The organism is Rugamonas sp. DEMB1, from assembly GCF_029834475.1.
Classification (GTDB): Bacteria; Pseudomonadota; Gammaproteobacteria; order Burkholderiales; family Burkholderiaceae_D; genus Rugamonas; species Rugamonas rubra.
Window position 1 is genome coordinate 957686 of sequence record NZ_CP122407.1, and the last position, 11690, is coordinate 969375.

The following is an 11690-nucleotide window of genomic DNA, read 5'->3' on the forward strand; positions in this document are numbered from 1 at the left end:
GATATTGCAGCCGCCGGCGCCATGAAGTCGTAGCAATATTAGCCGGCGTCGCTGCCGGCCAGGGTGATGGCGACGCCGCTGGCGGCGCCCGCCTTGGCGGCCACGGGCACCGTCAGCAGCTGCCGCGCGCCGTCCCACTTGAAGCCGGCCGGCTTGCCGTCGACCCGCACGGCGGCCGGCTTGACGTTGATGTTGTGCACCTGCAGGGCGATGCTGCGCGCCTTGCCGGCGTACTGCTTGCCCAGCTCGCTGTTGACGCTGATCGCCAGCTCCTTGCCGGCCAGCTTGCTGGCGAAGGTCAGCAGCTCGTACTTGCCCTGCTCGTAGGCCTGCGGCGTGGCGCCGTCGTCGTCGTACAGCTTGCCGCTGCCGGCGGCCACCGAACGGTCGTGGTAGTAGTGCAGCGCCAGCTTGGCGGTGCTGTAGTCGCGCGTGGTCTGCACCGGCTCGACCATCGGCAGGAAGGCGCCGGCGCGCACAAACACGGGAATGTGGTCGAGCGCCACCGGCACCACGGCGGTGATGCCGCCGTGGTAGCGGCGCCCGCTGTTGAAGTCGAACCAGGCGCTGCGCTTGGGCAGGTAGACTTCCTTGCGGCGCGCGCCGGGCTCGGTGATCGGCGCCACCAGCAGCTCGTTGCCCCACAGGTAGGCCGAGGCCACCGTGCGCATCGCCTCGTTGTCCGGCTCCTCGTACAGCATCGGCCGCATCAGCGGCAGGCCCAGCTGGTTGTTGTCGAAGGCCAGGGTGTAGTTGTAGGGCAGCAGGCTGTAGCGCAGGCGCACGGCCTCGCGCGCCAGGCGCTTGGTGGCGTCCTCGCGGAACACCGGCTCGGAGGCCACGTCGTCCTGCGCGTGCGGGCGGAAGATCGGCTGGAACACGCCGTATTGCAGCCAGCGCGTGTAGAGCTCGTCGTCCAGCATGGCGCCGGCGAAGCCGCCCAGGTCCGAGTGCATATAGCCGGCGCCCTGCATGCCCATCTGCAGCGCGATCTCCGGTTGCGACTGCAGGCCGCCCCAGCTGCGCTCGACGTCGCCCGACCACGGGATCATGCCGAAGCGCTGCGAGCCGGAGTAGCCGGCGCGCATCAGGATGAAGGGGCGCTGGCCGGGGATGTCCTTGCGGTAGCCGTCGAAGATCAGCTTGGCCCACTCGTGGCCGTACAGATTGTGCACCTGGTCGGCCGTGCCGGTGGCGTGCCGCATGCCGGCCGGATGCACTTCCGGCTCGCCCAGGTCGCCCCACCAGCCGGCCACGCCCTGTTGTTGCAGGCCCTTGTAGATGTTCCAGAACCAGTCGCGCCCGGCCGGGCTGAACACGTCGATCAGGCCGGTGTTGCCGAAGTAGAAGTCGTAGGTCAGCGGCTTGCCGGCCGCGTCCGTGCCCAGCACCTTCTGGTCGACGGCGTCCTGCCACTTCGACGAGGTGGTCAGCACGAAGGGCTCGGTGATCAGGATGGTCTTCACGCCGTCGGCCTGGAAGTCGGCGATCATCTTTTTGGCGGTGGGGAAGGTGTCCTGGTCGAAGGCCAGGTTGCCCATCGTCCCCTTGACCTCCTTGCCGAACCAGTACAGGTCGAAAATGATGGCGTCCACCGGCACCTGCTCGGCGCGGTACTTGGCGATGGTGGCGCGCGCTTCCTGCTCGCTGTGGTAGCCGAAGCGGCTGGCGAAGTTGCCGAAGGCCCAGCGCGGCGGCATCGGCTGCTTGCCGGTCAGGCTGGTGTAGTTGCCCACCACGTCCTGCCAGGTGTCGCCGGCGATCACCTGGTAGGTCTTGCGGCCGCCGATGGTCTCGTAGGCCAGGCTGTTGTTTTTCTTGCTGTCGAAGTCCAGCGTGCCGATCTGGCCGTTGTCGAAGTGCAGCGCGTACAGCTTGGACGACATGGCCAGCGGCATCGTGTAGTTGAGCAGCTCGGAGCGCGTCGAGTAGCCGTAGTGCGCCTTGTTGTACAGCGTGAAGCGGTTGCCGCGCCGGTTCATGCCGACCGCGCGCGCGCCGGCGCCGTACAGCGCCTCGCCCTGGTCGAGCGCGAACTCGATGCTCTCGGTGGCGCCTTGTTTCAGGTAGCCGGCTTTTTCCGCCACCAGCGCCTTGCCCTTGTAGCTGTAGGCGATCTGGAAGGGCGACTTGGTGATCGTCACCACCAGGCCGGCGGTGGCGTACTCGATGCTGTTGGCGTCCTGCTTGAAGGTAACTGCCGGCGCGGCCGGCGCCAGCACCACCGCGTGCGAGGCCGGCTCGAAGCGCTCGCCGCGCGGCACGAAGGAGGTCTCGACAATGCTGCTGGAATAGGGTTTGATCAGGTACAGGCCGTCGTTGGTGGTGATTTCCAGGCGGTCGGCGCGCTGCACCACGTCCTGCACGTTGCGGCCGGCGTTCTGGGCCGAGGCGAGGGGACTGAGGGTGGTGCCGCAGGCGAGCGCGCAGGCGGCGGCGAGCAGATGGTTTCTTGTCATATTCAAAGGTCTCTGTTTTTTGTTCTTTGACTACATTTGACTGCACGGCGACAGGCCGCAAAGCCGCTAATTCGCTTTATTCTACTATGAAGTTGTTTCCATTGACACTCATGTTTTCGCGTGTTATTTTGCTACAAATTCTGTATTTTTTGCTCAATCCGGCACCAAGTTCGGACACCTAATCGGGGACACGCGGCATGCAACCTTCATCCTTCAAGCCCAGACTGTCGTTTTGGCAGCTCTGGAACATGAGCTTTGGCTTTTTCGGCATCCAATTCGGCTTCGCGCTGCAAAACGCCAACACCAGCCGCATCTTCTCGACCCTGGGCGCCAACCAGGACGACCTGGCGCTGTGCTGGCTGGCCGCGCCCGTCACCGGCCTGCTGGTGCAACCGATCATCGGCTACCTGAGCGACAACACCTGGCACCCGTTCTGGGGCCGCCGCCGACCCTTCTTCTTCATCGGCGCCATCCTCGCCTCGATCGCGCTGTTCCTGATGCCCAACTCCAGCATGCTGTGGATGGCCGTCGCCGTGCTGTGGATGATGGACGCGGCGATCAACGTCTCGATGGAGCCGTTCCGCGCCTTCGTCGGCGACAAGCTCGACCCCTCGCAGCAGACCGCCGGTTTCGCCATGCAGACCTTCTTCATCGGCTGCGGCGGCGTGATCGCCTCGCTGCTGCCGACCTTCTTCGCCGACATCATGGGTGTGAGCAATGTGCCCGTCAACGGCGCCATTCCCGACACGGTGCGCTACTCCTTCTACTTCGGCGGCGCGGTGTTCCTGCTGTCGGTGATGTGGACGGTGTTCTCGTCGCAGGAGGCGCCACCGGAAAACATGGCCGTGTTCGAGGCCGAGCGCGCCAAGTCGAAGGGCATGGGCCACGCGCTGCGCGAGATCCTGGGCGGCTTCGGCAAAATGCCCAAGACCATGGTGCAACTGGCGGTGGTGCAGTTCTTCACCTGGATCGCCCTGTTCGCCATGTGGATCTACACCACCTCGGCCATCGCCGACAACGTGTTCGGCACCGTCGACGCGCAGTCGGCCGCCTTCCAGGAGGCCGGCAACCGGGTCGGCGTGATGTTCGCCGTCTACGGTGGCGTGTCGGCGCTGGCCGCCTTCGTGCTGCCTATCTTCGCCCGCAAGACCAGCCGCAAGTTCGTCCACATGAGCTGCCTGCTCATCGGCGGCCTGAGCCTGATCAGCATCTTCATGATCCACAACATCGACTACCTGTACCTGCCGATGGTCGGCGTCGGCATCGCCTGGGCCAGCATTTTGACCATGCCGTACGCCATCCTGGCCGGCGCGCTGCCGGCCAACCGGATGGGCTACTACATGGGCGTGTTCAACTTCTTCATCGTCATCCCGCAGATCGCCAGCGGCTTCCTGCTCGGCTACATCACCAAGAACTTCCTCGCCGGCCACGCCGTCATGACCCTGGTGCTGGGCGGCGTGTGCATGGTGCTGGCCGGCCTGTTGACCCTGTTGGTCAAGGACGAGGCCGTGCCTGCGGCGAAGTCCGCGGCCGTGCCGGTTGCCGCCTGAATCCGCATTTGCCCGAGCAGATGGGGTAAAATTGCTCCCCTGACAATGCATTCGTACGCCATGTTTCCCCGGAAGGGATACCGGCAGGTTCTTCACGGATTTCCGGGACGCCGACCAGACCCAACGGCGCAACCTGGGGTCAGACCCCTGGGGGTCTGACCCCGGCTTCACGCCTGTGGGGTTTGCCGGCGACCCCGGCACCTTGACTTTCCCCGCCCCCCAAAAGCATGGCGACGAATTGGCGGCCGCCTTGGCCGCCGGCCTAAACACGCGGAGCGAATATGACGGTTTTGACGGTAGCAAGCACCCCCTTCCCAGGCCAGCGGCCTGGCACTTCCGGCCTGCGGAAAAAAGTCACCGTGTTCCAGCAGGTCGGCTATCTGGAGAATTTCGTGCAGAGCGTGTTCGACACGCTCGGCGACTGCAGCGGCAAGACCCTGGTGCTGGGCGGCGATGGCCGCTTCCACAACCGCGCGGCGGTGCACACCATCCTGCGCATGGCGGCCGCGCACGGCTTCGCCAAGACGCTGGTGGGGCAGGGCGGCATCCTGTCGACGCCGGCCGTCAGCTGCGTGATCCGCAAGCACGGCGCGCTGGGCGGCATCGTGCTGTCGGCCAGCCACAACCCGGGCGGGCCGGACGGCGACTTCGGCATCAAATACAACATCGGCAACGGCGGCCCGGCGCCGGAGCAGGTCACCGAGGCGATCTACCGCCACACCGAAAGCATCACGTGCTACCGCATCAGCGACGGCGCCGACGTCAACCTGAACCGGCTCGGCGCCGACCGCATCGAGCAGATGCAGGTCGAAGTGATCGACCCGGTGGCCGACTACGCCAGCCTGATGCAAGACCTGTTCGACTTCGACGCCATCCGCGCCTTGTTCGCCGGCGGCTTCCGCCTGTGCTTCGACGGCATGGGCGCCGTCTCCGGCCCCTACGCCACGACCATCCTTGAAGGTATGCTGGGCGCGCCGGCCGGCAGCGTCATCAACGGCGTGCCGCTGGAGGACTTCGGCGGCCACCATCCCGACCCCAACCCGGTCAACGCCGCCGAGCTGATCGCCCTGATGGCCGGCGCCGACGCGCCCGACTTCGGCGCCGCCTCCGACGGCGACGGCGACCGCAACATGATCGTCGGCCGCCGCTTCGACGTCACGCCGTCCGACAGCCTGGCCATCCTGGCCGCCAACGCCACCGTGGCGCCGGGCTACCGCGCCGGCCTGAAGGGCATCGCCCGTTCGATGCCGACCTCGCGCGCGGCCGACCGCGTCGCCGCCGCGCTGGGCGTGCCCTGCTACGAGACGCCGACCGGCTGGAAGTTCTTCGGCACCCTGCTCGACGCCGGCAAGGCCACGCTGTGCGGCGAGGAGAGCTACGGCACCGGCTCCGACCATATCCGCGAGAAGGACGGCCTGTGGGCCGTGCTGTTCTGGCTCAACCTGCTGGCCGCGAGCGGCAAGCCGGTGCGCCAGTTGGTCGAGGAACACTGGGCCCGCTTCGGCCGCAACTACTACTCGCGCCACGACTACGAGGCGATCGACAGCGCCGCCGCCAACGCCTTGATGGCGGCGCTGCGCGAACGCCTGGCCGGCCTGGCCGGGCAGACCCTGGGCGCGTACACGGTCGACTTCGCCGACGACTTCGCCTACACCGACCCGGTCGACGGCGCCGTTTCCACCCAGCAGGGCGTGCGCGTGGTCATGCGCGACGGCTCGCGCGTGGTGTTCCGCCTGTCCGGCACCGGCACCGACGGCGCCACCCTGCGCGTCTACCTGGAGCGCTACGAGGCCGACCCGGCGCAGCACCACCTGCCCACCCAGCAGGCGCTGGCCGGCCTGGTGGCCGTCGCCGAGCAGCTGGCCGGCATCGCCGCGCGCACCGGGCGCGCCAGCCCGAGCGTGATCACCTAACCCCCCACCAACAGGAAGCAGACGCATGAAGCAGACCCCACTCGCAATGACGATGACACTGGCGCTGGCCTTGGCCGGCACGACCCTGGCGCCCGCCGCCAGCTCGGCCGCCGTCAAGGCCGCCGTCAAGGCCGCCGTCAAGGCGCCCACGGCGCGTGCCGCCGCCAAGCCATTCCTGTGGGAGAACGCCACCGTCTACTTCCTGCTGACCGACCGCTTCAACAACGCCAACCCGGCCAACGACCTGGCCTACGGCCGCCGCGCCGACGCCGCGCCGCAGCGCGGCTACATGGGCGGCGACCTGGCCGGCATCACGGCCAAGATCCGCGACGGCTACTTCGACCGGCTCGGCGTCAACGTCATCTGGCTGACGCCGCCGGTCGAGCAGATCCACGCCGGCACCGACGAGGGCACCGGCCTGTCCTACGGCTTCCACGGCTACTGGGCGCGCGACTGGAGCAAGGTCGACGCCAACCTCGGCACCGAGCAGGACATGCGCGACTTCGTCGCCAGCGCGCACGCCCACGGCATCCGCGTGCTGCTCGACGTGGTGATGAACCAGACCGGCCCGGTCACCGCGCTGGACCCGGTGTGGCCGGCCGACTGGGTGCGCAGCGCGCCGCAATGCAGCTACAAGGACGTGGCGACAACGGTCGAATGCACGCTGGTGAAGAACCTGCCCGACGTGCGCACCGAAAGCGACACGGCGGTGGCGCTGCCACCCGCGCTGGTGGAGCAGTGGAAGGCCGAGGGCCGCTACGAGCGCGAGGTGGCCGAGCTGGACGCCTTCTTCGCCCGCACCGGCCACCCGCGCACGCCGCGCTACCACCTGGTCAAATGGCACACCGACTGGATCCGCAAGTACGGCGTCGACGGCTTCCGCGCCGACACCGTCAAGCACGTCGAGCCGGCCAGCTGGAAGGCGCTGAAGACCGAGGCCAGCGCCGCCTACGAGGAATGGAAGCGCGCCAATCCGGGCAAGCTGCCCGGCGCGCAGGCCTTCTTCATGACGGCCGAGGCCTTCGGCTACAACATCGCCGGCGGCCCGCTGTTCACCTACGACGGCGGCCAGCAGGTGAACTACTTCGACAACGGCTTCGACAGCATGATCAACTTCGGCCTGAAGTACGACGCGCGGCAGGACTACGAGACCTTGTTCAGCAATTACTCGGGCCTGTTGCAGGGCGCGCTCAAGGGCCGCTCGGTGCTCAACTACCTGTCTTCGCACGACGACGAACAGCCCTTCGACGCCGCCCGCGGCAAGCCCTTCGAGAGCGCCACCAAGCTGCTGCTGGCGCCCGGCGCCGCGCAGATCTACTACGGCGACGAGACGGCGCGCCGGCTCGACGTGGCCGACGCAGTGGGCGACGCCCGCCTGCGCTCCTATATGAACTGGGACGAGCTGGCGCGCAACGCCGCGCGCGACGGCTACCGCGTCGCCGACGTGCAGCGCCACTGGGCCAAGCTGGGGCTGTTCCGCCAGGCCCACGTGGCCGTCGGCGCGGGCGTGCACCAGCAGTTGCAGGCGCAACCCTACGTGTTCAAGCGCACGTATGAGCGCAACGGCGTCAGCGACAAGGTGGTGGTGGCGCTCGACCTGCCGGTGGGCGAAGCCCACGTCATCGACGTGGGCGGCGTGTTCGCCGACGGCCAGCGTGTGCGCGACGGCTACTCCGGCGCGCGCGCCGTGGTCAAGCACGGCAAGGCGCGCTTCCCGGCCGGCTCGTCGATCGTGCTGATCGGGCAGTAGATGCCCGTGCCGCGAATCGCGTAAATTGAGGGTCAGACCCTAGGGTCTGACCCTGCTCTACGCCACTGGGATCCGGAAAATCCCGGCGCGATCAGAATCCGACCGCGTAAGTCTGCTGAACGGTGTGCGCGCCACCCAGCCCCAGATCGGCCTTGGCCGGATTGGCCAGGATGGTCTTCATCAGCTCCAGCGCCGTGTTGTTGGTGCAGGAAAGCGCGCCGGAGACGCCGCCGGCCGTGCACAGGCGCACCGCCAACGTGCTGTCGTACAAGCCGTAGTTGTCGGAGTCCGAGCAGCTGTTCGAATGGCTCTCGGTATAGACCAGGCGCTGGTCGATGAGCACCACGCGGCGCCGCGTGCTGCACTGGTCGCCGTCCCACAGTTTGGTAAAACTCGCCGTCGGCACCACGACGGTGAGGTTGATGGTCTGCGGCGCGCTGTAGAGCTTGCCGTCGTCGACCACCAGCGTGGCCGTGTAGCTGCCGGCGACATCGACGATGAAGACCGGATTGGTCACCTTGGGATTGAGCAGCGTGGCGTTGCTGCCGGCCGGCTTGGTCAGCGTCCAGACGTAGTTGAGCAGGTCGGAGTTGGCGTCGGTGCCGACGCCGTCCAGCGTCACCTTGCTGCCGGCGTCCAGCGTCTGCGCAGGGCCGACCTTGGCCACCGGCGCGACGTTGACCGGCGGCTGATACTCGCCGCCGCCACAGGCGGCGAGTGCCAGCGCGAGTGCCGGCAGGGCCAGCCAAGCTGCGGAAAATTTCATCGGTGTCCTTTGCGGAAAAGAGCTGCCCAGTGTAGCGGACAGCTTCCCGAGGACGCCCTCTAATCTTGCCAATTAATCCACAAAAACAACAGCGCTGCGGGCCGGCACGGTGAAGCTGCCGCTGGCCGCGTCGTAGCGCGCCGACCGCGCCGGACGCGGATCGGCGGCGCCGGCGCGGCTGTGCACCGGATGCAGGCGCCAGCCCTTGTGCGCCTGCGCCGGCACGCTGATGCGCTGCGCGTCCAGGCCGACGTTGATCAGGTAGGTGATGCCCTTGTAGCGCGCGCCCGGATAGCCCACGCCGTCGAGGTGGGCGACGATCACCGTCGGCACCTGCTGCGGCCCGGTGTTGGAGAAGCTCAGGCGGCGCTGCACGTCGGCCGCGCTGCGCAGGCGGAACAGGGTGCTGCTGGAACGGATCGCCAGCAGGTCGCGGAAGGCGTCGCGGGCGAAGGCGATGTCGGCCGGCGCCGGCTTGATGGCGGCGTTGGCCAGCAGCGGGCGCAGCAGCGCGTAGTCCTTGCCGTTGTCGGCGGCCGGCGGCAGGCCGACACCGTAGTAGTTGTCGCGGTAGGTCCAGTCGAGCCGGTTGAACCAGTCGCCCGACTCGAAGCTGTTGCGGTCGAGCGACTTGGAACGCAGGATGTCGAAGCCGGCGTGGAAGTAGGCCACGCCCTGGCTGAAGGCGTTGATGGCGGCGGCCAGCGTCTGCACGCGGGCGCGCTCGGCGCCGCTGGTGGCCAGCGGCAGCTTGAAGACGTTGATGTCGAACAGGGTCTGGTTGTCGTGGTTCTCGACGTAGTTGACCACCTCGCCCGGCTCGCTGGCGTAGCCGGTCGGCTGGCCGCCGTAGTCGATGTCCCGCAGCGCCTTGCTGGCGCCGTCGGCGGTGGTCATCTTATAGGTGCGCAGCGAACCGGCCAGGCCGGCGCGCACCATGTCGGCGGCGTGCAGCAGCTCGCCGGCCGGACGCTGGCCGGCGTAGGCGTTGGGCGCGTAGACCAGGCCGTTGGTGTAGCCCTGTTTGCTGAACAGCTCCGCGCCGGAGTCGCCGGCGCCGCCGCCACGCACGAAGTCGCGCGCGCGGTCGCTGAAGGTTCCGATGCCGCTGCCGTTGAGCGACAACTGCGAGGCCTGCACGAAGCGGGCGCCGTCGGCCACCTCGCCGAAGTTCCAGCCCTCGCCGATCAGGTTGACGTGGCGGCCGGTGTCGCCGTCTACGCGCGCCTGCAACTGCTCCATGGCGGCGCGCGGCTGGTGGCCCATCAGGTCGAAGCGGAAGGAGTCGATCTTGTACTGCTTGGCCCACAGCGCCGCCGAGTCGATCATCAGCTTGCCCATCATGCGGTGCTCGGTGGCGGTGTTGTCGCAGCAGGTCGAGCGTTCGATCTCGCCCTTGGCGTTGAGGCGGTGGTAGTAGCCGGGCACCACGCGGTCGAGCACCGACTTCTCGTTCTGGCCGGCGATGTAGGTGTGGTTGTAGACCACGTCCATGCCGACCCGCAGGCCGGTGCGGTGCAGCGCCTGCACCATCTGGCGGAACTCGACGATGCGGCGGGCGCCGTCGGCCGGGTCGCTGGCGTAGCTGCCCTCGGGCGCGCTGTAGTGGTAGGGGTCGTAGCCCCAGTTGTAGCAGTCGCGCGCCTGGCTGGAGGCCACCAGCGCCTGTTGCGCGTCGCTGTCGGCGGCGCCGCTCGGCGCCGGCGTCACGCAGCCTTGTTCGGGCACGCTGCCGATGTCGTAGACGGGCAGCAGGTGGATGTCGGTCATGCCGGCGCGGCTCAGCGCGGCCAGGTGTTGCATGCCGTTCGAGCCTGCCTCGGTGAAGGCGGCGTACTTGCCGCGATGCGCCGCGCTGACCGTGCTGTCGTTGATCGAGAAGTCGCGCACGTGCAGTTCGTAGACCGTCATGTCGGGCTGGGCGGCGACCTTGCGCGGCAGCGGCGTTTGGTCCCAGCCGGCCGGTTTCAGCTTGGCCGAGCCGAGGTCGGCGATGTAGCTGCGTTTGGAGTCGGTGGTCAGGCTGATGGAGTACGGGTCGGTGACCAGGTTGCGCACCAGGCCGCTGTTGCGGGCGAAGACGTCGACGACGTACTGGTAGTAGTGGCCGGACAGGTCGGCGCCGGTGGCGGCCGACCAGATGCCGGTGGCGGCGTCGAAGGTCATCGGCGTGATGGCGGCGGCCTTGCCGGAGCCGCTGTCGTAGGTGCAGACGGCGACTTGCTGCGCGGTGGGCGCCCACAGCTTGAAGGCGGTGCCGGCCTTGCCGACGCTGACGCCGAGATCGGCCGCATTGGCGGCGGCCGCGTACAGGTCGTCGAGCGCGCCGGCGCTTTGCAGCGAGGTGGCGTCAAGCACGTTGCCGTCGGCCGCCTCCAGCACCAGCAGCAGCTGTTGCGTGTGCAGCGCGCCCAGACGGGGCAGCGCTTCGGTAGGCAGGGCCAGCGTCGGGCCGCTGCCGACGAACTTGAAGCGCTGGGCGACGTCGGCGGGCAGGGTGCCGTTGAAGGCGCTCAGCGCCAGCGCGCCGTCGGCGCCGCCGACCGGCGCGCCAACCGTGGCCTTGAGCTGGCCCGTGGCCGAGTAGTAGAGTTTGAAGCTGCCGGCGGCATCCGCGCCGGGCCAGCGGATCAGTTGGCGGTTGAGCCAGTGGCCGCGCGCGTCGCTGGCGCTGCTGGCCTGCAGCACGGTGGCGAAGGGGGCGGTGCAGCCGTCCAGACCGGGCGCGACTATGGTGCTGGCGTTGGCGGCATTGCCGGCCTGCGCGGCCGCGCCGCCGATTGCCAGCGTGCCGCCCAGCGACAGCGCCAGCGCGCGCTTCCAAACTGCGTTTTCGTTGCCGCTCATAAACTTGTCTCCATTACCGGTGCGTTAGTAGTCGGGTTACAAAATTGTTCTGACAGCCCGTTGTTATGCGGCATATGGTAATTCAATTTATGTAGTTTTCATACTAAATTGCATTGATGGTGAATGGCCAAGGCTGTTGGCGTTTCAGAAGCCGACTGCTCACATGTCAGGGGGCGGCTGCATCGACTGAGTTGAGTCTTTTGCGTACCCGCATGATTAACTGATGGGTGTGCCGTAGTCGCGGGCTACCCCGGCTACGGCATCCCCGGCCGCGAGAAGGCTCATGGGTTGCAACCTCAACCGATATATTTTATGCAGGAAAAAGAGTGCCTGACGTAAAATCATTTTGCGCTGTAGCAGAGCCGTCGCCGTCATCATCGGCCGTTCTATGGCGAGAGAGGCCAT

General features: G+C 67.6%; 6 protein-coding genes. 3 read left to right on the forward strand and 3 right to left on the reverse strand.

Going from position 1 to position 11690, the window contains the following annotated elements; genetic code table 11:
* Positions 1 to 38 precede the first annotated feature (38 nt).
* A complete protein-coding gene (locus QC826_RS04385) occupies positions 39 to 2459 on the reverse strand; it encodes a TIM-barrel domain-containing protein (RefSeq protein WP_279764570.1) in 2421 nt (806 codons plus the stop codon).
* 248 nt (positions 2460 to 2707) lie between these two features.
* Between QC826_RS04385 and QC826_RS04390 the strand changes: the two genes are divergently transcribed.
* From QC826_RS04390 to QC826_RS04400, 3 genes are all read left to right on the forward strand, one after another.
* Positions 2708 to 4009 (forward strand): MFS transporter, encoded by a 1302-nt coding sequence (locus QC826_RS04390; protein ID WP_279764571.1) that lies wholly within the window; start codon positions 2708 to 2710, stop codon positions 4007 to 4009.
* Positions 4010 to 4290: 281 nt separating this feature from the next.
* Positions 4291 to 5922, forward strand: coding sequence for an alpha-D-glucose phosphate-specific phosphoglucomutase (locus tag QC826_RS04395; protein WP_279764572.1), 1632 nt, complete (start codon positions 4291 to 4293; stop codon positions 5920 to 5922).
* 25 nt (positions 5923 to 5947) lie between these two features.
* Positions 5948 to 7672 carry an alpha-amylase family glycosyl hydrolase gene (locus QC826_RS04400; RefSeq protein ID WP_279764573.1) on the forward strand — a complete coding sequence of 575 codons (1725 nt, stop codon included), beginning with the start codon at positions 5948 to 5950 and terminating at the stop codon, positions 7670 to 7672.
* Between the two features lie 91 nt (positions 7673 to 7763).
* On the opposite strand, the gene QC826_RS04405 is transcribed toward QC826_RS04400, so the two are convergent.
* Together QC826_RS04405 and QC826_RS04410 are read right to left on the reverse strand one after the other, a co-directional pair.
* Positions 7764 to 8438 (reverse strand): PKD domain-containing protein, encoded by a 675-nt coding sequence (locus QC826_RS04405; RefSeq protein ID WP_279764574.1) that lies wholly within the window; start codon positions 8436 to 8438, stop codon positions 7764 to 7766.
* A 72-nt stretch (positions 8439 to 8510) separates the two neighbouring features.
* A complete protein-coding gene (locus QC826_RS04410; RefSeq protein WP_279764575.1) occupies positions 8511 to 11285 on the reverse strand; it encodes an alpha-1,6-glucosidase domain-containing protein in 2775 nt (924 codons plus the stop codon).
* Between the last annotated feature and the right edge of the window lie 405 nt (positions 11286 to 11690).

Excerpts from the sequence above, each read along its gene's own strand:
- QC826_RS04385 (WP_279764570.1), bottom strand. The coding sequence starts at position 2,459 with ATGACAAGAAACCATCTGCTCGCCGCCGCCTGCGCGCTCGCCTGCGGC.
- QC826_RS04390 (WP_279764571.1), top strand. The coding sequence starts at position 2,708 with ATGAGCTTTGGCTTTTTCGGCATCCAATTCGGCTTCGCGCTGCAAAAC.
- QC826_RS04395 (WP_279764572.1), top strand. The coding sequence starts at position 4,291 with ATGACGGTTTTGACGGTAGCAAGCACCCCCTTCCCAGGCCAGCGGCCT.
- QC826_RS04400 (WP_279764573.1), top strand. The coding sequence starts at position 5,948 with ATGAAGCAGACCCCACTCGCAATGACGATGACACTGGCGCTGGCCTTG.
- QC826_RS04405 (WP_279764574.1), bottom strand. The coding sequence starts at position 8,438 with ATGAAATTTTCCGCAGCTTGGCTGGCCCTGCCGGCACTCGCGCTGGCA.
- QC826_RS04410 (WP_279764575.1), bottom strand. The coding sequence starts at position 11,285 with ATGAGCGGCAACGAAAACGCAGTTTGGAAGCGCGCGCTGGCGCTGTCG.